Source organism: Streptomyces sp. NPDC004629 (assembly GCF_042873595.1).
GTDB lineage: Bacteria > Actinomycetota > Actinomycetes > Streptomycetales > Streptomycetaceae > Streptomyces.
Genome location: NZ_JBIALO010000031.1, coordinates 39,657 through 62,938, shown reverse-complemented (window position 1 = coordinate 62,938; position 23,282 = coordinate 39,657). Strand labels below are relative to the sequence as shown.

Genomic DNA, 23,282 nt, shown 5'->3' with positions numbered 1-23,282 from the left:
GGGGTGGCGCGGCCGGCCCCCGGGGGGGGGCGGGGGCCGCGGTGCGGGGGGGGGGGGGGGGGGGGGGGGGGGGGGGCGCCCCCCCCCACCCCGCTCGGTATCGTCGGCGGCCACGGCGGCGCGCCGTGACCCCGCGCACGACCGGCACCGGAAGCAGATACGGGCCGTAAGGTTAGGCATATGAACGATCGCATGGTGTGGATCGACTGCGAGATGACAGGTCTCTCGCTGTCCGACGACGCGCTCATCGAGGTGGCCGCCCTGGTCACCGACTCGGAGCTGAACGTACTCGGCGAGGGGGTGGACATCGTCATCCGCCCGCCGGACTCGGCGCTGGAGACGATGCCCGAGGTGGTGCGCCAGATGCACACCGCGTCCGGGCTGCTCGACGAGCTGCCCGGCGGCACCACGCTGGCCGACGCGGAAGAGCAGGTCCTGGCCTATGTGCGGGAGCATGTGAAGGAGCCGGGCAAGGCCCCGCTGTGCGGCAACTCCGTCGGCACCGACCGCGGCTTCCTGCTGCGCGACATGCCCACCCTGGAGGACTACCTCCACTACCGGATCGTGGACGTCTCCAGCATCAAGGAGCTGGCCCGCCGCTGGTACCCGCGCGCGTACTTCAACAGCCCGGAGAAGAACGGCAACCACCGTGCCCTCGCCGACATCCGCGAGTCCATCGCGGAGCTGCGCTACTACCGCGAGGCCATCTTCGTCCCCCAGCCGGGCCCCGACTCGGACACGGCGAGGTCGATCGCGGCCAAGCACGTCCTGCCCGCGGCGCGCTAGCCGCCGGCGGGCCGGCGGAGGGCGCCGTGAAAGGCGGGCGCGAGCACCCCTTCGGACCCTGTACACTTTTTCTCGGCCGGTCAGGGACTCCACACAGTAACCGTCGGTCGTGGTGGGTGTAGCTCAGCTGGTAGAGCACCTGGTTGTGGTCCAGGATGTCGCGGGTTCGAGTCCCGTCACTCACCCTGAATGATCAAGGGCCGACCTGGGAAACAGGTCGGCCCTTGGTGTTTCTCGCCACCATGGCTGGGGTGAGCGGTCGGTGACCTGAAGTGGCAGCCCGGCAAGGCCGTACAGTGAGCGGCGATGCGCGGTGGCGGGCGACGTGCCGAACGTCGGCGGCAACGGGGCGGCCGGCTCCCAGAGTTCATCGGGAACCAGACGCTTCGATAGATCAGCACCCACGACCGGCATCATGCCGCACGAACATCAAGTCACGTGAGACAACCTCTACGCCTTGATTGGTGCGGCCGACCTGGCGGCCTGCTCGATCTTCGCGCAGTAGGCTGCACGGGCTTCCTTGTCGATCTGCTTCTCGTGTTCGGCGCGCAACCCGGTCCGGCCGTCGAGGCCCTCGCGCAGGATATCGGCGTGCCCGGCATGCCGGATGGACTCGCCGAGGACATGGACCATGACGGCGAACAGGTTCGTGTCGGCATAAGGCTCCGGCCACCACGGCACGTGGCCGGGGGCGTCGAGGGGAAGCTCGTCGATCGTCGCGTCCGAGTGTTCCCACGTGCGCCGGTAGAACCCGATGATCTGATCGCGGGTCTCGTCCTCGGTCGCCCACAGATCGCTGCCGTTGGAGTCCTGCCACCGGGGCAGCGGATCCGGGGAAGGGCGGTCGAAGACCTCGCCGAAGTACCTGGCCTCGACGGTGGCCACGTGTTTGACCAGGCCGAGGAGGTTGGTCCCGGTCGCTGTCAAAGGTCGGCGGGCGTCGTATTCGGACAAGCCGTCGAGTTTCCAGAGCAGCGCCTTGCGGTCCCGCCGTAGTCTCCCCAGGGCGGTTTCAAAGTCTGAGTGATCATGTGTCCGTGCTGGTCAGGGCAGTCCGATAAGGGCCAGGGGGCGGGTGAACGGCTCATAGGACATCTCCCGGAGTCCGGCGGCGATGTTCGTGTGCCCGGCGATGCGGAGTTGGTTGATCGCGAAGCTGCGGAGGGTGGCCATGTTCTCCGGGCCGTGCCCTGTGTGGACCTTGGAGGCGTCCTCGGCGAAGGTGGTGTCGCGGACGAAGTGGAGCCGGTTCTCGATGGTCCACTGCGATCGGATGATCTTCGCGAGTCGTTGCGGTGATGCCTGTCGGCTGGTCAGGTCGGTGATGACGTAGACCGTCTCGCGGCTGCGCTTGCCGGTCTTGAGACAAGTGCGGTGCCGGACGACGCGGGCGACCTGGGCGGCGTGCGGGAAGTCGAGATCGTCGACGGTCAGGGCCTGCACCACGCGGGTCTCCTTGCGGCCGTGGCCCTCGGTGCGGTCGTAGAACTTCGTGCTCACCTGCTTCCAGGGCAGGGAGTGCAGCCGCTCGTAGAGTCCGGCCTGGTTCTTCTTCACTGTCAGCGCGTAGTGCGCCCGTTTGTCCTCGACGAGGAAGCGGGCGTGGCCGCGCTGGGCGTGCAGGGCGTCGGCCGTCACGGTCACTCCGGCCAGGTCGAACGGGGTGAGCAGTCCGGCGAAGCAGCTGATCTCGTTGGTCTTGTCCGGCACCCGCAGCTGGGTGACGGTCTGCCCTGCGTCGGTCATGGCGGCGAGCAGGTGGGCGGCCGGGGCGCCGTCGCGGCGCGAGCCGCGGGCGCTCTTGCCGTCCACCGCCAGCGTGTCAGCCCCGACCGGGTCGCATCCCAGCAGGTCGGCGAGGCCGCCGGGGCATACCCGGTTGATGATCCTGCGGATCGTCGCTGTGCTCGGCGCGACGCGTACCTGGAAGGCGGACGCGGTCCGGGTGCCGAGCCGGGCCAGGGTGTCCTGCGGGGCGTTGCGCGCCCACTGGCCGATGGCCGTGAAGGAGCGGGCTCCGGCCGTGACCGCCGAGCAGGCCACCAGCAGCACGCTCACGAACGGGTGACGCCTTCCGCGCCGGTCACGCGGATCGGGCAAGGTCGCCAGCCGGGACGGCAGGCCGGCGATCGCGCGGTGCTGACGCGAGGGCGACTTGATCAGGCACACGGTGGCAGACTGGCGGCACATCGAAGCTCCGGGCGATACAGGCGACTTGGTAGGTCACCGGCGTCAACCGGAGCTTCGTTGCGTGGGTGGCTGTCCGTCGGAGCATCGTCACGCTGTCGTGACCAGCGCGGATCGCTGATCGCCAGGACTTTGAAACCGCCCTGGTAGTCTCCCGTGCAGGTTGTCTTTCGCGAAGTCATCGATCATGCGGCATGAGCCTGCCATGGGCTGCTCGTGGTCTCAAGATCCCGTACGTGGTCCGCAACGACCGGCAGAGCCGAGGCCAGGCCATGGCCGCCGCCCTGACCTGCTACAGGAACCTCGCGAAACTTGCCACGTGAGACAACCTCTAAGCTGCTGCGCTTTCTACTGGCCCACGGTAAGCGACCAGCGGACAGAGGATGGAGCAGTCACGGAGACGACCCCATTCTCACGGGACTTCTTGAGACGCAGTTCGTTGTATGTGCTGCTGACCTCGCCGGCCGCGCATTCCAGCGGAAAGCTGAGCCCCATCGGCCGAACCTCGACCGTCAGCGTGCCCTGGCCCTGGCAGTTCACCAACACGGATAGCGGTTGCGTGGTGATGTGACCCAGTTCGAGTTCTCGGTTGCCTTTGGCAGAAGCCACTTGGGTCAGCGGCTCTCCAGACGGCAGCTTGGGGGCTTTGGTGACCGTTTCTCCCGCAATATGTTCCGCCCTGCCGGAGTCCTCCCCCGGCGTTGCGGACCCCGTCTTGGCAGGTGCGGTGCTCCTGTCAGGACTTTCCGCCTGATCACCCCCCGAGCAGCCATTGAGTGCGAGGCCACCCAGCACTAGGCAGACAGCAACGGCGCCTGGATGACGGGTCAATCGGGCGATCGCGGGCATCAGCTCTCCCAGAGATACCAGCCGACCCTGTAAGGGCTATAGCTGGTGATGGTTTTGCGAGTGGAGGACTGGCAGTTGCTGTAGAGGGTGTAGCTGACGCCTGTGTGCTTGAGTCGGTAGATGCCGTACTTGGCATTCGTCGTCTTCTTGGACGGCGTGTTCACACTGATGGTGTTACCCAGCTTCGCGGTGAGCTTCGCAGACAGGTTCACGTCGAATTTTCCTTCGAGCTTGGCCAGCATGGTGTTGATACTCACCTGAAGACCAGACGTGACACTGACTCCGACTTCCCCTGTCACTTCTGACGTGAAGGTCGACTTAGCGGTTTGGGACGTGCCGTTGTAATTCGCCAGTGTGGGACCCACCCCCTTGTGGTACTGCTTGCCCTGGGCTGACGGTGTGTAGACTCCGTGTGAGGGACCACAGTACTCACTGTTCGGCCAGTCCTTGGGGGGCGCCGGCGTCACCGTGGGTTCGTCCGGCATTCCATTTCCCTCGTCGGGAACGTCGGTCACGGCCTCTTCCGGATCCGCCGGCGGTTCGGTGTTGATAACCGTGTCGTCGACCGGAGCAGGATCTGCGCTCTGAACGGCTGCAGCCGTTCCGGCCATGCCTACGCATAACAGGATCGCTGCTGCGGAAGTGACCAGGTTTCGATTTGTGCGGATGCCCACAAGACACCCTCTCTGTTGGGACCGCCCCCCCCTGGGCGGACGCTTACATGGAGACTAAGTGAAGGGCATGGACACATCAACGAGGACATTGATCCTCTGAGCTTCATTTGAGCTTTGAAGTGCCGCTGAAATCGTGTCCTACGTGGTGAGGCGGAGGAGCCGTTTGTAGCAGCACAGGGCGGCGGCGAGACCAAGAAAGGCCGGGTAGTTGCGGTGTTTGCGCAGTCGCTTGCGGGCCCGGGACAGTCGGGAGCGGACGGTTCCGATGGGGATGCCGAGGGCGCGCGCGGCGTCGACGTACTCCATGCCCTCCCACAGGCACAGGACGAGGACCTCGCGTTCGGGGCGTTTCAGCGAGCCGAGAGCGGTCAGCGTGGCGCTGATACGACGCCGGTCGTCCACCCGGCCCGCCACCTCCTCGGCATGGTCGCGGATTTCGGCCGCTGCGCCCGCGGCGGCCGACGCGGCAGCCGCGGCCCGGTAGCGCCGGTTGCTGCGGCAGTGGTTGCGGGCGACGTTGGTGGTGACGCCCAGCAACCACGGCCGCAGCGACCCTCCTTCCGCGTCGACCTTCTCGCGCAGCCGCCATGCCTCTAAGAAGGTCGCCGACATGACGTCCTCCGCGACGGACCAGTCCGCGGTCAGCCGGAAGGCGTGGTTGTACACCGTGCGCGCGTAGGCGTCGAAGAGCGCGGCGAAGGAGGCGACGACCGGGCGTGGTTCGACCGTGGGTCGTCACTTCCTTGACCCTGCGTCCACCGCGCGCGGGTCGTTCACCGGTGCGGCTCGCCGCCGTTCGTCGTGGTCACGACGATGCGCGGATCACCAGTTCCGTCGGGAGGATCGCGTGCCGGCGTTCCAGGCCGCGGGAGACCGCGGGGCGGCGGTCGGCGATGTCGGTCAGGAGCAGGTCGAGCATGGCGCGGCCCATCTCCTCGATGGGCTGGCGGACGCTGGTCAGCGGCGGGTCCATGTGGCGGGCGATGGCCGAGTCGTCGTAGCCGACCAGGGCCACGTCGTCGGGGATGCGGCGGCCCGCCTCGCGCAGCACCTGACGGGCGCCGGCCGCGGTGACGTCCGAACCGGCGAAGACCGCGTCCAGACCGGGGCTGCGCTCCAGCAGCCGGGCCATCGCGCGCCGGCCGCCCCCCTCGGTGAAGTCGCCTGACTCGATAAGGAGTTCGTCCACCGGGTGGCCGGCGTCGCGCAGGGCGTCGCGGTAGCCGTCGACGCGCCGCTGGGCGCCGTACACGTCGAGCCGGCCGGTGATGTGGGCGACCGTGCGCCGCCCGCGGGCGAGCAGGTGCTCGACGGCCGAGCGGGCGCCGCCGTAGTTGTCGGAGTCGACCGAGGTCAGCGTCTCCGCCGCGGAGCGCGGGCCGCTGATCACCGCCGGGATCTCCAACTGGGCCAGCAGATCGGGCAGCGGGTCGTCGGCGTGCACGGACACCAGGAGCACGCCGTCCACGCGGTGGGCCGCGAGGTACCGGGCGAGCCGCTGCCGTTCGCGGTCGCCGCCCGCGAAGATCAGCAGCAACTGCATCTCGGTCTCGGAGAGTTCGGCGCCCACCCCGCGCAGAATGTCCGAGAAGTACGGTTCCGCGAAGAACCGGGTCTCCGGCTCGGGGACGACCAGGGCGACGGCGTCCGTGCGGTTCGCGGCGAGCGCGCGGGCCGCCGTGTTCGGCACGTACCCCAGCTCGGCGACGGCCGCCTCCACGGCCGCGCGCGTGGCGTCGCTGACCCGGGGCGAGCCGTTGATCACCCGGGAGACCGTGCCACGGCCCACACCGGCCCGCGCGGCGACCTCTTCAAGGGTCGGCCGACGGCCACTGCGCCCCCGCGTTCCGTGGCTCGCCATGGCCTCCGCCTCTCTGGACCGGCAATCTGCCTGGTGTGGAATGTAACAGCACCCCGTGTGGAGTTCGCTGTGTGCCGGTGCCGTCACGGTCCGGATGGAGCGAGTGGGAATTAGTTAACAGGCAGATAACTGAACGCATTTGGCCGCGTCCGCTCCCTTGACACCCCCGCTCGAACCGACGACTCTTCAACTCATCACTTGTGGGAGCGCTCCCACAGTACCTGACACATACACGTCCCGCACGTTCCCCGCCCGAGCCGCAGCGAGTACGAACGGGCCCAACAGAGCAGTTGGCCGGGGGGTCGGCACGTCAGGCAACAGGAGGACTCAATGCGCACGAGTACCCGCCGGTCCCGCAGGCTGGTGGCCTTCGCGGCCGTCGCCGCGCTGACTACGGGAGTGCTGGCCGGCTGCGCCAACGACTCCGACGACGGTTCGTCGAAATCGGGCGGCGGCAACGGCGACGGCACGGGCAAGACCACTTTGACCATCGGGACCTTCGGTGTCTTCGGCTACAAGCAGGCCGGCCTCTACGACGAGTACATGAAGCTCCACCCCGACATCAGCATCAAGGAGAACGTCACCACCCGCACCGACGTCTACTGGCCCAAGGTGCTCACCCGGCTCCAGGCCGGTTCCGGCACCGACGACATCCAGGCCATCGAAGTCGGCAACATCACCGAGGCCGTGCAGACCCAGGCCGACAAGTTCGTGGACCTCGGCAAGGACGCCGACAAGTCCCAGTGGCTGAACTGGAAGCTGGCCCAGGCCACCACCAAGGACGGCAAGACGATCGGGCTCGGCACGGACATCGGCCCGATGGCCATCTGCTACCGCAAGGACCTGTTCAAGAAGGCCGGCCTGGAGACGGACCGGACCAAGCTCGCCGAGCAGTGGAAGGGCGACTGGGCCAAGTACGTCGAGCTGGGCAAGGACTACATGAAGAAGGCGCCGTCCGGCACCAAGTTCGTGGACTCGGCCTCCTCGGTCTACAACGCGGCCCTCGGCGGCGCGAAGGAGCGCTACTACGACGACAGCGGCAATGTCGTCTGGGACAAGTCCGCGGGCGTGAAGACGTCCTGGGACGCCGCGATGACCGTGGCCACCAGTGACATGTCCGCGAAGCTGAAGCAGTTCGACAAGCCCTGGGACCAGGGATTCGCCAACGGCACCTTCGCCACGGTGGCCTGCCCGGCCTGGATGATGGGCTACATCCAGGAGAAGTCCGGTGACTCCGGCAAGGGCAACTGGGACGTGGCGGCGGCCCCGACCGCGGCCAACTGGGGCGGCTCCTTCATCGGCGTGCCGACGGCGGGCAAGCACCAGAAGGAGGCCATCGCCCTGGCGAAGTGGCTGACCGCGCCCGAGCAGCAGGCCAAGGTCTTCGCCAAGCAGGCCAGCTTCCCGTCGACCCCGTCGGCGTACGCGAGCCTGAAGCCGGCCGCGGACACCACGGCGTACTTCTCGAACGCGCCGATCACGCAGATCTTCGCGGACTCTGCGAAGACCATCCCGACGCAGTACTTCGGCATCAAGGACCAGCCGATCAACTCCGCGATCACCGACATCGGCATCCTCCAGGTGGAGCAGAAGGGCAAGAACCCGACGCAGGGCTGGGACGCCGCCACCAAGGAGATCAAGGACGTGCTCGGCCAGTGACCAGCTCCAAGCAGGCTCTCGCGCGATCCGCGTCGAGTGCCGACGCCGCGCCCGGCTCCCAGCCGGGCGCGGCCCGGGGCGCTCGCGGTCGCGGTGCGCCGGCGGGCGCCGACTCCTGGCGCAGCCGGTGGTACCGCTGGGACATGAAGGCGTCGCCGTACGCGTTCATCGCCCCCTTCTTCATACTCTTCGGGGCCTTCTCGCTGGTCCCGCTGCTGTACACCGCCTGGTACTCGCTGCATCACGTGCAGTTGTCGTCGCTGGACCACCAGACCTGGGCGGGCCTGGACAACTACCAGAACCTGTGGTCGTCGGACTTCTTCTGGAACGCCCTGAAGAACACCTTCAGCATCGGGGTGATCTCGACCGTGCCGCAGCTGCTGGCCGCGCTCGGGCTCGCGCATCTGCTGAACTACCGGCTGCGCGGCTCGACCGTGTGGCGGGTCGTGATGCTCACCCCGTACGCCACCTCGGTGGCCGCGGCGACGCTGGTGTTCACGCTGCTGTACTCGTGGGACGGCGGCATGGTCAACTGGATCCTGCACTTCTTCGGTGTGGATCCGGTCAACTGGCGTGAGTCGGACTGGGGTTCGCAGTTCGCGGTGTCGTCCATCGTGATCTGGCGGTGGACCGGCTACAACGCGCTGATCTATCTGGCGGCGATGCAGGCCATCCCGACCGACCTGTACGAGTCGGCGGCGATCGACGGCGCCAACCGCTGGCAGCAGTTCCGGCATGTGACGATCCCTCAGCTGCGGCCGACGATCCTGTTCACGGTGGTCGTCTCCACCATCGGCGCGACCCAGCTGTTCGGTGAGCCGCTGCTGTTCGGCGGGGTCAGCGGTTCCAAGGGCGGCTCCGAGCACCAGTACCAGACGCTCGGCCTGTACATGTACGACCAGGGCTGGATCATCGGCAACCTGGGCAAGGCGTCCGCGATCGCCTGGTCGATGTTCCTGATCCTGGTGATCGTCGCCGTGATCAACATGCTGTTCACCCGACGCCTGAGGAAGTCCCGATGACCACCAGTGAACTCACCCTCCCGGGCGGCGCGGGCACCGAGCGGCGTGGTCGCGGACGGCGCCGGGTGATGGGCGCGGGCAAGCAACTGCACGCGGGTCCGGTCACCTATGTCGTCCTGGCGGTCTTCGCACTGGTCTCGCTGGCGCCGCTGGTGTGGACGGCGGTCGCGGCCTCCCGCACCGACCGGCGGCTGGCCGAGACCCCACCGCCGCTGTGGTTCGGCGGCAACCTGTTCTCGAACCTCCAGTCCGCCTGGGACGAGGCGGGGCTGGGCACCGCCATGGTCAACTCCCTGATCGTGGCGGGCACGATCACGGTCAGCACGGTGCTGTTCGCGACCCTCGCCGGGTTCGCCTTCGCCAAGCTGCGGTTCCGGTTCTCCAACCTGCTGCTGGTGCTGACGATCGGCACCATGATGATCCCGCCGCAGCTCGCCGTCGTACCGCTGTATCTGTGGATGTCGGACCTGGGCTGGTCGAACCAGTTGCAGACGGTGATCCTGCCCAGCCTGGTGACCGCGTTCGGCACGTTCTTCATGCGGCAGTATCTGGTGCAGGCGCTGCCGACCGAGCTGATCGAGGCGGCCCGGGTGGACGGGGCGAGCAGTCTGCGGGTCGTGTGGCACGTGGTGTTCCCGGCGGCGCGGCCGGCGATGGCCGTGCTCGGCCTGCTGACCTTCGTGTTCGCCTGGAACGACTTCCTGTGGCCGATCATCGCCCTGAACCAGCAGAACCCGACCGTGCAGGTCGCCCTGAACTCGCTCGGCACCGGCTATGTGCCGGACCAGGCGGTGATCATGGCGGGCGCGCTGCTCGGCACGCTGCCGCTGCTGGTCGCCTTCCTGCTGTTCGGCAAGCAGATCGTGGGCGGGATCATGCAGGGCGCGATCAAGGGCTGACCCCACGGACCCCGGAGCCCCGGGGGCCGGGCCACCGCCGCCCCGGCCCCCGTGCCCCGCCCCTCCCCGTTCTCCTCTCCACCACCCCACCGGTCTCCACGACCATTCGATGGGAGCGCTTCCATGCCTGAGCCCGTTACCTCCGTGAGTTTTCCTCCCGCCTTCCTCTGGGGCGCCGCGACCTCCGCGTACCAGATCGAGGGGGCGGTACGGGAGGACGGCCGCACCCCCTCGATCTGGGACACCTTCAGCCATACGCCCGGCAGGACGGCCGGCGGCGACACCGGTGACATCGCGGTCGACCACTACCACCGCTACCGCGAGGACGTGGCGCTGATGGCCGGCCTCGGCCTGAACGCGTACCGGTTCTCGATCTCCTGGCCGCGGGTGCAGCCGACGGGCCGGGGCCCGGCCGTCCAGGTGGGCCTGGACTTCTACCGCCGTCTGGTCGACGAGCTGCTGGCCGCCGGCATCAAGCCGGCCGTCACCCTCTACCACTGGGACCTGCCGCAGGAGTTGGAGGACGCGGGCGGCTGGCCGGAGCGGGACACCGCCCTCCGGTTCGCCGAGTACGCGCAGATCGTCGGCGAGGCGCTGGGCGACCGGGTGGAACAGTGGATCACCCTCAACGAGCCCTGGTGCAGCGCCTTTTTGGGCTACGGCTCCGGGGTGCATGCGCCGGGCCGGACCGACCCGGCGGCCTCGCTGCGGGCCGCGCACCACCTCAACCTGGCGCACGGACTGGCCACATCGGCGCTGCGTTCGGTGCTGCCGGCCCGCAACACGATCGCGATCAGCCTCAACTCCTCGGTGGTGCGCACCGTTTCGCAGGACCCGGCGGACCTCGCGGCGGGCCGCCGGATCGACGACCTGGCCAACGGTGTCTTCCACGGCCCGGTGCTGCACGGGGCGTACCCGCAGACGCTGTTCCGGGACACGGCGTCGGTCACCGACTGGTCCTACGTCCGGGACGGCGACCTCCGCGCGATCCACCAGCCGCTGGACGCGCTGGGCCTCAACTACTACACGCCCACGCTGGTCTCGGCGGCCGACCCGGAGGCGACCGGACCGCGGGCCGACGGGCACGGAACGAGCGACCACTCGCCCTGGCCGGCCGCGGACGGCGTGGCCTTCCACCAGACGCCGGGCGAACGCACGGAGATGGGCTGGACGATCGACCCGACGGGCCTGCACGAGCTGATCATGCGGTACTCCCGGGAGGCCCCGGACCTGGCGCTGTACGTGACGGAGAACGGCGCCGCCTACGACGACAAGCCGGACCCGGACGGCCGGGTGCACGACCCGGAGCGCATCGCCTATCTGCACGGCCATCTCTCGGCGGTCCGCCGTGCCATCGCGGACGGCGCGGATGTCCGCGGCTACTACCTGTGGTCCCTGATGGACAACTTCGAGTGGGCGTACGGCTACGAGAAGCGCTTCGGCACGGTGTACGTCGACTACGCCACGCTGGAGCGGACGCCGAAGTCGAGCGCGCGCTGGTACGGGCAGGCCGCCCGCTCCGGCGCACTGCCGCCGACGGACGGTGTCTGAGCCGGCGGCTCCGCTGGGTTTGCCGCGATGGGCCGTCGGTTGGCTGCGGCACCCGTCGTGGCTGGGCGCGCCCACGCGGCGGAGCCGCAAATCGATACAGCCCCGCGCCCCTTCGGGCGCTGTCGAACCGCGGCGTGCTTCACCGGAACCGCTCAGGGCGTGAACGGGCGGGTGATCTGGTCGTAGCGGTTCAGGAAGTGGAAGCGGCCGGATGCGGCGCCGTACAGGAAGCTCGCGTCGGTGTCGTCGAGGGTGCGGGCGGTGTCGAAGCGGATCGGCTTGGCGACGCCCTGGACCGGTGTCCGGAACAGGCGTTCGGTGACCTGGCCCCGGGTGAGGTCCGGGCCGCCGCCGAGCGCGTCCAGGGTGCGGGCGATCAGGACGACGGCGTCATGGGCCTCGGCCGCCCACCGCGCCGGATCGGCGCCGTAGCGGTTGCGGTGGGCGGCGGTGAAGGCGCGGGCGGCCGTGGTGTCCATCGACCGGGGCTCGGCGTAGGGAGCGGCGAGGACCCAGCCGTCGGCCGCCGCGCCCGCCGCGTCCAGGAACGCGCCGCGCAGCACGGGCTCCACGGCGACGCGGGCGCCGGTGAAGCCGGCCCGGTGCAGCGCGCGGGCGCAGGAGGCGGCCCGGGTGGGCGAGGTACCGGCGTAGACGACGGCGTCCGGCCGCGTCGCCAGCGCGTCGGCGACGGCCGCGCGGAAGTCGGTCCCCTCGGCGGCCACCGGGTGCCGGGTCGTGGCGCCGCCGCCGGGTGGCAACGCGGCCATCATGCGCGCCAGTTCGCGGCCCGCGGGTCCTGCGGCCAGGTCCTCCACGACGGCGGTGCGCCGGGACGGATGGGCCTGCGTGAGATAGACGGACAGCGGCAGGCCGAGCGCGTCGTCGCCGACCCGGGTGACGCACAGGGCGCGCTCCCGGGCCGCGTCCCGCGCGGTGGCGGTCGCCGAGACCAACAGCGTCGGCAGACCGTCGGCCCCGTACACCGGCGCCGCCGCGTGCACCGCCGTGGCGGCGGTGGGGCCGAGGACCGCGAGCACCGCCGGGTCGGCGACCAGCAGCCGGGCCGCGCGGACGGCCTCGTCGGCCCGCTGGTGGCCGGCGACGGCCCGTAGGGCGAGCCGGAACCGGATGCCGGTGCCCGCGTTGTGCGCGGCGACGGCGAGCCGGGCGCCGCGCTGCTGCTCCGGGCCGATGCCGTGCAGGCCGATGGTGTGCTCGGGCGGTGCCGTGCCGCCGCCCGTGCCGTCGCGCAGCAGCAGGCCGGCCGCCCCGGCGCCCCCGGCGAGGAGCACCCCGCCCGCCGCCGCGCCGACGGCCAGGAACCGGCGGCGGCCGGGCGCCGGGGCGTCCTCGGGGGCGGCGCCCGCGGGGCCCGCGGCGGCTCCGGGCGGGCGCGGGGGCGGGTCCAGGGCCTGGGCGGCGCGCGCGGCCACCAGCCGCACCAGTGCGGGCGGCAACCAGTCACCGGAGTCGGGGAGTTGCCCGCTGTCACGGGGGTCCCGGCGGCTGCCCGCGGCGGCCAGGGCCGCGCTCAGGTCCGGTGCCGTGGGCCGCCGGGCCGCGTCCTTGGTGAGACAGCCGGCGACGGCGGAGCGCGCCGGGCCGGGCAGCCGGTCGAGGCCGCGTACGTCCGGCTCCTCGTGGACGGTGCGGTAGAGCACGGTGGCCGGGTCGCCGCCGCCGTACGGGGGCCGGCCCGAGGCCGCGTACACCAGGGCGCAGCCCAGCGAGAACACGTCGCTCGCCGGGCCGACCTCGTCGCCGTAGGCGCGGGTCTGTTCCGGGGAGAGGTAGCCGGGGGTGCCGATCACCGCGTCCGGCGCGGTCAGCGCGGTGGCTCCGCCGCCGCGGACGATGCCGAAGTCGATGAGGTGGGGCCCGTCCCGGCCGAGGACGATGTTGCCGGGCTTGACGTCCCGGTGGACCAGCCCGGCCGCGTGCACGTCCGCCAGCGCCTCGGCGATGCGCTGCCCGAGGATCAGCACGGCGCGCGCGGGCAGCGGGCCGTGCCCGGCCACCGCCTCGGCCAGGGTGGGACCGGGCACGAACGCCGTGGCCAGCCACGGTTCGCGGGCCTCGGGGTCGGCGTCGGTGACCGGCACCACCCAGCGGCCCCGCACCCGGGCGGCCAGCCGGGCCTCGCGCCGGAACCGGGCCCGGAACTGCGGTTCGGCGGCATGCTCGGCGCGGATCACCTTGAGCGCGACGAGCCGCCCGCCCCGGTTGCGCGCCAGATACACCACGCCCATGCCGCCCGCGCCGAGCCGGGCCAGCAGCCGGTGCCCGCCGACCGTGGCGGGGTCGTCCGCCGTCAGTGCCCGCATCGCGCCCGCCTCAGGTGAGCGGCACCGGGCCGACGTACCGCCAGCGTCCGCCGGACACCCGCAGATGGCTGAGCCGGCCGCCCTTGAACGTGCCGTCCTTCTCGAAGGCGTACGTGGCCGCCGCCCCCTTGTAGTCGGCCGCGCGCAGGGCCGCGGCGAGTTCGTTCCGGCTCGGCCGCCGCCCCTTGCTCCGCTCGACGGCGGTGAGCCGGTCGATGACGAGGCGGGCGACGTCGTAGGCCTCGACGGCCCAGATGCCGGGGGCGGCGCCGTAGCGCTCGCGGTACGCGGCGGCGAAGGTCCGCACCGCGGGGGCGTCCGGGGCGGCGAACGAGGTGAGGGCCTGCCAGCCGTCGGCGGCCTCGCCCGCGCCGGCGGTGAAGGCGTCCGTGGCGGCGGGGGTGTCGAGGAACCGCGGCCCGTCGAAGCCGCGTTCGGCCAGGGCCCGCGCCACCAGCGCGGCCCGTTCGGCGGTGCCGGTGTAGTAGAGGCCGTCGATGTCGTGGGCGAGCATGTCGGAGACGACCGCGGCCGGGTCCGGCGCGGCGGCGGGCACGATCCGGACGTACGGGTCGAGCTTGAACCCGGCGGCCACGCGGTACGCCAGCTGGACGGGTTCCCGGCCGGTCAGTCTGCCCGCACGGTCCATGAGCACGCCGGGCCGCGCGGCGCCCAGACCGGCCAGCGCGGCGTCGGTGAGGTAGCCGCCGACCATGTTGGCCGGGGTGCAGCGGAAGTAGACGCGGGGGTCGAGGACCTGGGCGGAGTCCGGTGCGGACAGGCACAGCTCGGACACCGTCAGCAGGGGCAGCCCGGCGTTCTCGTACGCCGCCAGACAGGCCGCGGCGGAGGTGAAGCCGGTGGGGCCGAGCACGGCGAGCACATCGCGGTCGCCGGTCAGCCGGCGGGCCGCCGCCCGAGCGCCGGCCGTGCTCCCCCGGTCGTCCACGGACTCGACGGTGAGCGTGAAGGGTTTGCCGGCGCGGGAGTTGAAGGCGTCGACGGCCAGGCGCACCGCCCGCTCCTGGGCCCGGCCCGCGGTCTGCTGCGGCCCGCTCAGATCGGCCTGGACGCCGATCGTCCACCGCCGGCCGGCCGGTGTGCGCGGCCGCTCGCCGCCGTCGCGCAGCGCCGCCCACAGCGCGGTGCCGCCGCCGGCCGCGACCAGCACGGCGCCGCCCGCCGCCAGGGACAGCAGCCGCCGCCGGGAGGTGCCGCCGCGCTGCGCGGTGTCCGCCTCGGTGGGTTCCACCTCGGGCAGTGCCAGCAGCCGGGCGGACCGGTCGGCGATCACGCGGACGACCGGTTCGGGCAGCCAGTCGGCCGGGTCGGCGGGGACGTCCTCGGCGAGGCCGGCGGCGACCTCGGCCACCGTGGGCCGCTCGGCGGGCTCCTTCGCCAGACAGCGCGCCAGCAGCGCGCGCAGCCCGTCGTCCTCGACTCCGTCCAGGTCGGGCCGGTCGTGCACGGTGCGGTACAGCAGGGCGTCGGCCGCGCCGGTGCCGAACGGGAGGCGTCCGGTCGCCGCGTATGCGAGGACGCAGCCCAGCGAGAACACGTCGCTCGCCGGGCCCGTCGGCCGGGCCTGTGCCTGCTCCGGGGAGAGGAAGCCGGGCGTGCCGACGACCACGCCGTCCGAGGTGAGCGCGGTCGCCCCGGGGGCGGTGGACCGGGCGATGCCGAAGTCGATCAGACGGGGGCCGTCGAGGGCGAGCAGCACGTTGCCCGGTTTGACGTCCCGGTGTACCAGGCCCGCGCCGTGGACGGCTTCGAGCGCCCGCGCCAGCACGTGTCCGAGCACCCGCACCGCCGGCACCGGCAGCGGTCCGCACTCCGCGACGGCCTCGGCGAGCGAGGGACCGGGGACGAACGCGGTCGCCAGCCACGGCGCCGGGGCCTCGGGGTCGGCGCCGGTCACCCGCACCACCCAGGGGCTGCGGGCCTGCCCGGCCGCGGCCGTCTCGCGCCGGAACCGCTCCCGGAACTCGGGGTCGTCGGCGTACTCGGCCTTGATCACCTTGACGGCGGCGAGGTCACCGTCGCCCGTGCGCGCCAGGTACACCACGCCCATGCCGCCGGAGCCGAGCCGTCCGAGCAGCCGGTGGTCGCCCAGTCGGGAGGGGTCGGAGGGCAGCAGTCGCTCCATCACTCGCCCCCCTGGGCGCCGGACGCGGTGGGCGCGGGCGCGCCGGCCGGCCGGGCGATCGCGTCCTTCACGTTCCGCAGCATCTGCGTGAAGTACGCCTGGACCAGGTCCACGGACGCGTCCCGCGCCCGCTCCGTGCCGCCGCACAGGGACGCGCTGACGACGACCGGCCCGAAGGTGGCCTGGATCCACCAGTACGGGTGGGGGCCGCCGTGCGTCTCGCCGACGCACCGGCCGCTCTCGATCAGGGAGTCGTCACTGTAGGTGTTGCCGCCCTCGCCCCAGGCGTACGCGGACGAGGTCAGGCCGGTCAGCCGCTCACCGGCGCGCAGGGTCTGCTCCGGGCACTGGATGGCCTCCTCCTGCATCCGGGCCTGGTCCCAGGCGGCGTCGAGCGTCGTGCGGTGCACGGTGACCTCCGCCGACAGCCGCAGTCCGGCCGCGCCGTCGGCCCCCGGCACCTCGAAGTTCCGCCGCAGGTTGGCCAGGACGTCGCCGCGCAGTGCCTGGCGGCGCCAGGTGCAGTCCTCGCCCAGCACGGCCCAGGTGCCCGGGTCGCTCTCGTACGGCGTGCTGCGCCGGGCCCCGTCGCCGACGGTCCCCTCGTCGGCGATCACCGAGCGGATCAGCGTCCGCGCGGCCCCGGCGGTCGCCGGCAGCTTCGCCGGATCGGCCTGCTGCGTCGGGCCCTCGGCGGATGTCGTCGCGGAACCGCTCGGCGCCGCGCCGCCCTTGGCCGCTCGGGACGCCGACGGCCGGCCGGTCGCCGACGGCTCGCCGGAATCCGTGCACCCGGCCAGCAGCAGCCCGCACACAAGAGCGGCGGCGCCGCTTCTCAAGGATCTCCCCCACCACACAACGCCCCATTATCCCCGTTGACTTCACCGGCTGTCAGCACGATCCGATCACAACCGCGGACACACCGGCGCCCCGGCCGGGTGGGGGGAGGCCGGCCGGGGCGCCGCCCCCGTGTCCCGGAATGGCCTTGGATCACGGCTCCGGGTCGGGCGGTCCACAAGGGTGTCGGGTCAGCGGTAGGCGGCGAACGCCTTGGCGAAGGCGAACGGGTCCTGCACGATCGAGCTGCACGTGGCGTCGGCGGTGGGCCTGCTGCCGCCCGCGCACTGCTTGTCGCGGGTCGCTGACCACATGGACAGCCGGCCGAGGCCCTTGGACGTGGCGAAGTCGACGAGCTGAGTGGCGTCGTCGACCTTGAAGACCTCGGAGGACACGTCGTTGACGCCGATCATCGGGGTGACCGCGACCGCCTGCCACGCCGCGCCGTCCGAGAGGCCGAGCACGCTCTTGATCTGCGCCTGTGTCGCGGTCGCCGCCTGCTCGGCGTAGTCGCCCATGTCACCGCTGTACGCGGCGCCGTAGTCCATCGCCATGATGTTGACGGTGTCGATCCGCACGCCGTTGGACCTGGCGTCGGCCAGCAGGTTCACGCCGTCCTGGGTAAGGCCCTCGGGCATCACGGGCAGCGTGAAGGAGACGTCCAGGTCGGGGTGGCGGGCCTGGAGCCGGGCGATGGCCTGGGCGCGCCGGGTGTTGGCCGCGGTGTCGGGCAGTGCCCCGCCCTCCACGTCGAAGTCGACCTTCGTGAGCCCGTACGCGTCCACCACCTTGCCGTACGCCGCCGCCAGCGCGTCGGCCGAGGAGCAGGTCGTGGCCAGTTCGGAGCCGGAGGCGCCGCCGAAGGAGACCCGGACGTCGCCGCCCTCGGCGCGCAGCGCGCCGATCTGTCCGGCGACGCCGTCGCCGGACAGGTCCGTCACGCCGCCCCACTTGGGGGTGCAGCCGCCGCCGTCGGTGACGAAGGCGAGGTTGTAGTGCTTCACGCCGGTCGCCGCGGCGCTCGCCAGCAGGTCGAAGGCCGGGTACAGGGAGGTGTCGACGTACGGGGCGAAGCCCGCGCCGGCGGCCGTGCCGGTGCCGGCGCTTCCGGACGGGGACGGGCTGCCCGTGGGGGTCGGGGTCGCCGGGTCCGGGTCCGGGGCTGACGGTGTCGCGGTCGGGGTGGGTGCGTCGCTCGGGCGGCCGCTCGGCTCGGGCGTCGCCGCGTCGTCCGCCGAGCACCGCACGCCGCCGACCAGGCAACCGGTGGGATCGGCGGTGCCGTTGACCACGAAGCCGACGGTCAGCGATGCGCCGGCCGCCAGGCCCTCGGTCTGCCACTTGGGCGGCTTCACCGTGATGTGCCGGCCGTTCACGCTCGACTCGCCGTTCCACAGGGAGCCGAGCTTTGTGCCGGCCGGCAGGTCGAACTCCAGCGTCCAGTCCCGCTGCGGCCCGCCGCTGTTGTTCGTGACGACGTACTGCGCGGTGTACCCCGTCGACCAGTCGCTGGTCCTCGTGTACGCGGCGCCGACGCCGGCCGCCTGCGCGGTGCCGGTGAGCAGGACGGCGCCGCCGGCGACCGCGGCGGCCGCCATGAGACCGCCCAACGCCTTGTGCCTGCCTCTGATCCTGCGCCGGTGCGTGCTCATGCGCGTGCCTGCCTTCGCTGTTCACGGGGGTGGGTGCGGCAGCACGCTAGCGATCCGGAATCGGGCAAAGCGATTGATCCGGGCGGGCGTTGCGGTTCTTAGGGTGCGCTTAAGGAAGGGATCGGGGACGGTTAAAGGTCGAGACCAGAAGCAGGGTGGACGCGTGCGGGAACGTGCGGCACGGGGTCATCTCAGGGCCGGGCGTCTGCGGCGGCGGACCGCGCCGCGGTGTCCTCGGCGCACCGGCTCCCGCCCGGCCAGCTGGATCCAGACGCGCACCTCGGTGCCGCCCAGCACCGACGAGCCGATCCGCACGTCCCCTCCGGTGGACTCGGCGAGTCTGCGCACGATGTCCAGGCCCAGTCCGGTCGAGCCGTCGCTGCCGGAGCCCCGGCCGCGGGCCATCGCCGCCTCCGGGTCGGGTATGCCGGGGCCCGCGTCGGACACGAGCACGATCACCGCGTCCTCGCCGTTGTGCACGTCGACCGCGAAGGCCGTGCCCTCGGCGGTGTGCCGGAAGACGTTGCCGAGCAGCGCATCGAGCGCGGCGGCCAGGTCGGCGCGGGCCACCGGGATGCGCACCGGGCGCTCCACCCCGGCCACCCGCCACTTGCGGCCCTCGTCCTCGGCGAGCGCGGACCAGAACGCCATGCGCTCCCGGACGACCTCGGCCGCGTCACAGCCCGCTCCCGGCCCGGCCGCGGCCGTCTGCGGCTTGGCGTCCCGCGCGGTGCGGATGATGGTGTCGACCTCGCGCTCCAACTGTTCGACGGCGGCCCGGGTCTGGTCGGCGGCGGGCCCGTCGCCGAGCGAGGCCGCGTTCAGCCGCAGCACGGTCAGGGGCGTGCGCAGCCGGTGGGACAGGTCCGCGGCCAGCTCCCGCTCGTTGGCGAGGAGCTGGACGACCTGGTCGGCCATGGAGTTGAACGCGACCGCGGCCAGCCGCAGTTCGTTCGGCCCGTCCTCGTGCACCCGCGCCCCCAGCTTGCCCTCGCCCAGCTTGTGCGCGCCCTCGACCAGCCGCTGCGCCGGCTGCACCATCCGCACGCCGAGCCGGTCGGCGACCGCGACCGAGCCGAGGACCAGGGCGACGCCGACCGCGGCGAGGACGCCCCAGGCGGTGCCGACGCCCTTGCCGACGTCGGAGTCGGGGACGAACACCTCCACGACCGCGATGGCGCCGGAGCTGAGCGCGACCGGCTGGAGCAGCGTCGAACCGCCCGGCACCTCCGAGGTGGAGGCGCGGCCGAGTCTGCGCACGGTGCCGATGTCCCGGTCGGCGGCGCGCTGCCGGCCGATGTCGACGGCGGCGGTGTCGTCCACGGCCGGTATGTGCACGGCCATCCCGGAGTCGGAGCCCGCGGAGGCCACCACCCGCTCCAGCTTGTCCCGGTCGGTGGTGATGGACAGCGCCGGGGCGAGGGCGGCGGCCTCGCGCTCCGCGTTGGAGAAGGCGCGGTCGCGGGCCATCTCCTTGATGACCAGTCCGAGCGGCACGGCGAAGGCGACCACGACCATCGTGGTGACCGCGAGGCACACCTTGACCAGGGCCCACCTCATGGCGCGGACTCCCCTCCGGGCGGCTCCAGCTTCACGCCGACGCCCCGCAGGGTGTGCAGATAGCGCGGCCGGGCGGCCGTCTCCCCCAACTTCCGGCGCAGCCAGGACAGATGGACGTCGATGGTCTGGTCGTCGCCGTACGACTGCTGCCAGACCTCGGCGAGCAGTTCCCTGCGGGGTACGACGACGCCCGGCCGGGCGGCCAGGAAGGCGAGCAGGTCGAACTCGCGGCGGGTCAGGTCGAGCCGTACGCCGTCCAACTCGGCCTGGCGGCGCAGCGGATCGACGCTCAGACCGCCGACGCGCAGCACGGAGGGCGGCGCGGCGTCGGCGGCGGACGCGCGGGCCCGGCGCAGGACGGCGGCGATGCGCGCGGACAGGTGGTCGACCGAGAACGGCTTGGTCAGATAGTCGTCCGCCCCCGCGTTCAACAGCCGGACGATTTCCGCCTCGTCGTCCCGGGCGGTGGCGATGATGACGGGTACGTCGGTGATGCCGCGCAGCATCTTCAGGGCCTCGGACCCGTCCAGATCGGGCAGTCCGAGGTCGAGGATGACCACGTCGAAGCGGAAATGGGCGACCTCGCGCAGCGCCTCCAGTGCCGTGCCGACGCTGCGCACGGTGTGCGAGGCGTCGGTCAGGTGCCGGATGAGCGCTGAGCGTACGAACTGGTCGTCCTCGACCACGAGCACACTTGCCATGCGCCGCACCGTACGCCATGCGGCCCACACCGTCCGGGTGCCTGTGGACAACTCCCGCCGGGTGCGGTCCGTGGGGCGCGTGGGGCAGTATGGCCGGCGATGCGCAGAGGATTCGTACACGTACTGGCGTGGTCGCTCGCCACGGGCGCGGCGGTCACGCTGTCGTGGTGGGGTGTGCACACGGTCATGGCGGGGACGGCGTACGACCCGCCCCGCGCCCTGCCCATCACGGCGGCCGACGCGACCACGCAGGGCGCGAAGCCGCTGGTGTCGGCGACCGCACGGCCGCCGTCCGCGTCGCGGGCCCCCGCTCGGCAGCCGTCGGACACACCGTCCGCACGGCGCAGGCCGGCGCCCGCCCGTAGCGCGCCGAGCAGTCCCGCGCCGTCGCCGTCTCCCACCGCCTCCGGCCGGGTCAGGGGCTACGACACCGACGGCGGGCGTGCGGTGTTCGACCTCGGGGAGACCAGCGCGTCCCTGGTCTCGGCGACCCCGGGCACGGGGTGGTCGATGCAGGTGTGGAAGACGGAGAGCTGGATCCGGGTGGAGTTCACCCGCGGTGCGGACCGGGTCTCGGTGTTCTGCACATGGCACGACGGACCGCCACGCGTGGAGATCGGCACCTACTGAGCCGCGTCAACTCGGCCGACGAGCATGGTGGTTGACGGGCTCGCAGACCCAGGACCGCCGAGCCGCCCCGCCACCGAGTCGGCCCATGCGCGCCGCCGCGCCGGTCGGTGGGTGCCCGCCGTGCTCTGCGCCGTGCCGGGCGACGGGGCCGTAGGGATGCAGGTGCGGGGGCCGGCGTGTGCACCGGGCGCGGAGGCGCCGAGTCGGCCCGCGTGCGGGCTGCGGGGAGGCGGAGACGGGGCCGGGCGAGGTCGACCGGTGCGGGGCGTGGGGTGGGGGCGGGTGCGGGAGGGGGTCAGCGGAAGACGGAGGGGGGCGGGGGTGGGGAGGCCGTCGCCGCCGCGTCCGTCACGGGGGTGGCGCCGCCGGTGAAGTCGGTGAGCGGCTTGCCGTGTTCGACCCGGCCGGGGTGCGGGTCGGAGGCGGTCCTGCGGGTCAGTTCGGCGACCGGCAGCGGGCGGTCGGCGGCGACCAGGACCGCGTTGCCGAACCGCTTGCCGCGCAGCACCGCCGGGTCGGCGACCAGCGCGACCTCGGCGAACCGGGCGGCGGCGGTGGCGATCTGGCCGCGCAGATGGGCGAGCGGCGGGCCGTCGGCGAGGTTGGCGGCGTAGACACCGGTGGGGCCGAGCGCGCGGCGGACCTCGTCGAGGAATTCGGTCGAGGTGAGGTGGGCGGGGGTACGGGCACCGCTGAACACGTCGGTGACGATCAGGTCGGCCCAGCCGTCCGGGACCTTGGCGAGGCCGGTGCGCGCGTCCGTCGAGCGCACGCGGATCCGGGCGGCCGGGTCCAACGGCAGCCGTCTGCGCACGAGTTCGACAAGGCGTGCGTCGCGTTCGACCACCTGCTGGGTGGAGCGGGGGCGGGTGGCGGCGACATACCGGGCGAGGGTGCAGGCGCCGCCGCCGAGGTGCACGGCGCGCAGCGGCTTTCCGGGCGGGCCCGCCAGGTCGACGACGTGTCCGAGCCGGCGCTGGTACTCGAAGGAGAGGTGGGCGGGATCGTCCAGGTCGACGTGCGACTGCGGGGCACCGTCGATCAGCAGCGTCCAGGCCCGTCCGCGGTCCGGGTCGGGTATCAGCTGCGCCAGCCCGCCGTCGACGCTCTCGGCGACGGCGTCGACGGCCGCCGGCCCGCGCCGGGAATTCCTTGCCCTGCCCACGCCCTCATTCTCGCAGCCGTCACACCCGCCCACCGACCACGGGAGGAACGTCCGCGGAAGCCGCGCACGGGTGACGTCCGGTGCGCGCACCCTCACTACGGGTGCGCGCACCGCGACGGGCAGGTGCCGGCGTTCGGCGGCCCGGTACGGACGGCCCGCCCGGACGACGCGGCGCCTGGAGAGGCGATGGCAGCGCCGCGCCCGGCCGCGGTGCCGCCGACGGCCGGCGGCCGGTCCCAGCGGACCGGGGTCGGGCCGAAGGCCGGCCCGCGAAGGCCGCCGCGCGGCGATCGGCGTCGGGCCGAAGGCCGCCCGCGGAGGCCGCCGCACGGTCGGGCGTCCGCGCAAACAGGCCCTGCCGGCGGGGTGTTCAGCGGCAGCTGTCCGCCGCCTTGATCAGGCGGGCCGCCTCTCCGAGGGCGCGGCGCAGCACCGTCGGGTCCGTGGCGGGGTCGGCCTCGCCGGGCGGTACGAGCCAGTCCGAGCCCTCCACCGGGGGCTCGGGATTCAGGCTCAGGCCGCGCCCGTCGGTCTCGGTGCACGTGCTGCCCGGGACGTCCCAGGCGGCGGCCGTGCCCGGCGGCACGAGGAAGCCGAGGGTGCCGCCCCCGTCGTCGTGCAGCACGGGGCCCACGCCGTCCCCGGCCCCCCGCCGAAGGATGTCGACGGCTTCCAACCCCTGCCGGGTCGGCACCGTCACGAGGTCGCACGCCGCCTGCGACGAGGTACAAGGATCGTTGCTCCGGCTGGTCTCCATCCCGGCCTCCACCACGCAG

20 protein-coding genes and 1 tRNA gene are annotated in these 23,282 nt (G+C 72.4%); 7 read left to right on the top strand and 14 right to left on the bottom strand.

Annotated elements, in window-relative coordinates; translation table 11 throughout:
• Positions 1–180 precede the first annotated feature (180 nt).
• Positions 181–786 (top strand): oligoribonuclease, encoded by a 606-nt coding sequence (orn, locus tag ACFYTE_RS34320; RefSeq protein WP_388719069.1) that lies wholly within the window; start codon positions 181–183, stop codon positions 784–786.
• Positions 787–898: 112 nt separating this feature from the next.
• A tRNA-His gene (locus ACFYTE_RS34315) sits at positions 899–971 on the top strand.
• Between the two features lie 265 nt (positions 972–1,236).
• Here the strand turns inward: ACFYTE_RS34315 and ACFYTE_RS34310 are convergent.
• The 6 genes from ACFYTE_RS34310 to ACFYTE_RS34285 form a co-directional block, all read right to left on the bottom strand.
• Entirely contained in the window at positions 1,237–1,791 is a 555-nt protein-coding gene (locus ACFYTE_RS34310) for a DinB family protein (RefSeq protein WP_388719143.1), read from the bottom strand.
• Between the two features lie 39 nt (positions 1,792–1,830).
• A complete protein-coding gene (locus tag ACFYTE_RS34305; RefSeq protein WP_388719067.1) occupies positions 1,831–2,844 on the bottom strand; it encodes an ISAs1 family transposase in 1,014 nt (337 codons plus the stop codon).
• Between the two features lie 477 nt (positions 2,845–3,321).
• Positions 3,322–3,822, bottom strand: coding sequence for a hypothetical protein (locus tag ACFYTE_RS34300; protein WP_388719065.1), 501 nt, complete (start codon positions 3,820–3,822; stop codon positions 3,322–3,324).
• Positions 3,822–4,496 carry a hypothetical protein gene (locus tag ACFYTE_RS34295; protein WP_388719063.1) on the bottom strand — a complete coding sequence of 225 codons (675 nt, stop codon included), beginning with the start codon at positions 4,494–4,496 and terminating at the stop codon, positions 3,822–3,824. Before ACFYTE_RS34295 ends, ACFYTE_RS34300 begins: the two co-directional genes overlap by 1 nt.
• Positions 4,497–4,634: 138 nt before the next feature.
• Positions 4,635–5,162, bottom strand: coding sequence for an RNA polymerase sigma factor (locus tag ACFYTE_RS34290; protein WP_388719061.1), 528 nt, complete (start codon positions 5,160–5,162; stop codon positions 4,635–4,637).
• 139 nt (positions 5,163–5,301) lie between these two features.
• Positions 5,302–6,357, bottom strand: a complete 1,056-nt coding sequence (locus ACFYTE_RS34285) for a LacI family DNA-binding transcriptional regulator (protein WP_388719059.1) — start codon at positions 6,355–6,357, stop codon at positions 5,302–5,304.
• Positions 6,358–6,687: 330 nt separating this feature from the next.
• On the opposite strand from ACFYTE_RS34285, the gene ACFYTE_RS34280 reads away from it, so the two are divergent.
• The 4 genes from ACFYTE_RS34280 to ACFYTE_RS34265 all read left to right on the top strand — a co-directional run bounded on the left by ACFYTE_RS34280 (position 6,688) and on the right by ACFYTE_RS34265 (position 11,488).
• Positions 6,688–8,016, top strand: coding sequence for an ABC transporter substrate-binding protein (locus ACFYTE_RS34280; RefSeq protein WP_388719057.1), 1,329 nt, complete (start codon positions 6,688–6,690; stop codon positions 8,014–8,016).
• On the top strand, positions 8,013–9,038 hold the full coding sequence (locus ACFYTE_RS34275) for a carbohydrate ABC transporter permease (RefSeq protein WP_388719056.1): 1,026 nt from the start codon (positions 8,013–8,015) through the stop codon (positions 9,036–9,038). Before ACFYTE_RS34280 ends, ACFYTE_RS34275 begins: the two co-directional genes overlap by 4 nt.
• On the top strand, positions 9,035–9,937 hold the full coding sequence (locus ACFYTE_RS34270; protein WP_388719055.1) for a carbohydrate ABC transporter permease: 903 nt from the start codon (positions 9,035–9,037) through the stop codon (positions 9,935–9,937). The genes ACFYTE_RS34275 and ACFYTE_RS34270 overlap by 4 nt, the downstream gene beginning before the upstream one ends.
• Positions 9,938–10,060: 123 nt before the next feature.
• Positions 10,061–11,488: a GH1 family beta-glucosidase gene (locus ACFYTE_RS34265; protein WP_388719053.1), complete on the top strand. Its 1,428-nt coding sequence runs from the start codon at positions 10,061–10,063 to the stop codon at positions 11,486–11,488.
• Positions 11,489–11,640: 152 nt separating this feature from the next.
• Here the strand turns inward: ACFYTE_RS34265 and ACFYTE_RS34260 are convergent, their stop codons facing one another.
• The 6 genes from ACFYTE_RS34260 to ACFYTE_RS34235 form a co-directional block, all read right to left on the bottom strand.
• Positions 11,641–13,815, bottom strand: a complete 2,175-nt coding sequence (locus ACFYTE_RS34260; protein ID WP_388719051.1) for a bifunctional serine/threonine-protein kinase/ABC transporter substrate-binding protein — start codon at positions 13,813–13,815, stop codon at positions 11,641–11,643.
• 10 nt (positions 13,816–13,825) lie between these two features.
• Positions 13,826–15,961, bottom strand: a complete 2,136-nt coding sequence (locus tag ACFYTE_RS34255; protein ID WP_388719049.1) for a bifunctional serine/threonine-protein kinase/ABC transporter substrate-binding protein — start codon at positions 15,959–15,961, stop codon at positions 13,826–13,828.
• Complete coding sequence (locus ACFYTE_RS34250; protein WP_388719047.1) at positions 15,961–16,800, bottom strand: hypothetical protein; 840 nt, start codon at positions 16,798–16,800, stop codon at positions 15,961–15,963. The genes ACFYTE_RS34255 and ACFYTE_RS34250 overlap by 1 nt, the downstream gene beginning before the upstream one ends.
• A 189-nt stretch (positions 16,801–16,989) precedes the next feature.
• Complete coding sequence (locus ACFYTE_RS34245) at positions 16,990–18,450, bottom strand: cellulose binding domain-containing protein (protein WP_388719045.1); 1,461 nt, start codon at positions 18,448–18,450, stop codon at positions 16,990–16,992.
• Between the two features lie 186 nt (positions 18,451–18,636).
• Positions 18,637–20,010 carry a sensor histidine kinase gene (locus ACFYTE_RS34240; protein ID WP_388719043.1) on the bottom strand — a complete coding sequence of 458 codons (1,374 nt, stop codon included), beginning with the start codon at positions 20,008–20,010 and terminating at the stop codon, positions 18,637–18,639.
• Positions 20,007–20,711 carry a response regulator transcription factor gene (locus ACFYTE_RS34235; RefSeq protein ID WP_388719041.1) on the bottom strand — a complete coding sequence of 235 codons (705 nt, stop codon included), beginning with the start codon at positions 20,709–20,711 and terminating at the stop codon, positions 20,007–20,009. The genes ACFYTE_RS34240 and ACFYTE_RS34235 overlap by 4 nt, the downstream gene beginning before the upstream one ends.
• A gap of 99 nt (positions 20,712–20,810) precedes the next feature.
• On the opposite strand from ACFYTE_RS34235, the gene ACFYTE_RS34230 reads away from it, so the two are divergent.
• Entirely contained in the window at positions 20,811–21,341 is a 531-nt protein-coding gene (locus ACFYTE_RS34230; RefSeq protein WP_388719039.1) for a hypothetical protein, read from the top strand.
• Positions 21,342–21,636: 295 nt separating this feature from the next.
• On the opposite strand, the gene ACFYTE_RS34225 is transcribed toward ACFYTE_RS34230, so the two are convergent.
• The gene (locus ACFYTE_RS34225; protein WP_388719037.1) at positions 21,637–22,506 is read right to left on the bottom strand and encodes a spermidine synthase; all 870 of its coding nucleotides are present in this window, start codon (positions 22,504–22,506) and stop codon (positions 21,637–21,639) included.
• Positions 22,507–22,876: 370 nt separating this feature from the next.
• On the bottom strand, positions 22,877–23,263 hold the full coding sequence (locus tag ACFYTE_RS34220; RefSeq protein WP_388719036.1) for a hypothetical protein: 387 nt from the start codon (positions 23,261–23,263) through the stop codon (positions 22,877–22,879).
• Positions 23,264–23,282: the final 19 nt, after the last annotated feature.

What these genes read in the sequence shown, in the direction of transcription:
- orn (WP_388719069.1), top strand. Translation starts at nt 181, where the DNA reads ATGAACGATCGCATGGTGTGGATCGACTGCGAGATGACAGGTCTCTCG.
- ACFYTE_RS34300 (WP_388719065.1), bottom strand. Translation starts at nt 3,822, where the DNA reads ATGCCCGCGATCGCCCGATTGACCCGTCATCCAGGCGCCGTTGCTGTC.
- ACFYTE_RS34285 (WP_388719059.1), bottom strand. Translation starts at nt 6,357, where the DNA reads ATGGCGAGCCACGGAACGCGGGGGCGCAGTGGCCGTCGGCCGACCCTT.
- ACFYTE_RS34280 (WP_388719057.1), top strand. Translation starts at nt 6,688, where the DNA reads ATGCGCACGAGTACCCGCCGGTCCCGCAGGCTGGTGGCCTTCGCGGCC.
- ACFYTE_RS34270 (WP_388719055.1), top strand. Translation starts at nt 9,035, where the DNA reads ATGACCACCAGTGAACTCACCCTCCCGGGCGGCGCGGGCACCGAGCGG.
- ACFYTE_RS34265 (WP_388719053.1), top strand. Translation starts at nt 10,061, where the DNA reads ATGCCTGAGCCCGTTACCTCCGTGAGTTTTCCTCCCGCCTTCCTCTGG.
- ACFYTE_RS34260 (WP_388719051.1), bottom strand. Translation starts at nt 13,815, where the DNA reads ATGCGGGCACTGACGGCGGACGACCCCGCCACGGTCGGCGGGCACCGG.
- ACFYTE_RS34255 (WP_388719049.1), bottom strand. Translation starts at nt 15,961, where the DNA reads ATGGAGCGACTGCTGCCCTCCGACCCCTCCCGACTGGGCGACCACCGG.
- ACFYTE_RS34245 (WP_388719045.1), bottom strand. Translation starts at nt 18,450, where the DNA reads ATGAGCACGCACCGGCGCAGGATCAGAGGCAGGCACAAGGCGTTGGGC.
- ACFYTE_RS34240 (WP_388719043.1), bottom strand. Translation starts at nt 20,010, where the DNA reads ATGAGGTGGGCCCTGGTCAAGGTGTGCCTCGCGGTCACCACGATGGTC.
- ACFYTE_RS34235 (WP_388719041.1), bottom strand. Translation starts at nt 20,711, where the DNA reads ATGGCAAGTGTGCTCGTGGTCGAGGACGACCAGTTCGTACGCTCAGCG.
- ACFYTE_RS34230 (WP_388719039.1), top strand. Translation starts at nt 20,811, where the DNA reads ATGCGCAGAGGATTCGTACACGTACTGGCGTGGTCGCTCGCCACGGGC.
- ACFYTE_RS34220 (WP_388719036.1), bottom strand. Translation starts at nt 23,263, where the DNA reads ATGGAGACCAGCCGGAGCAACGATCCTTGTACCTCGTCGCAGGCGGCG.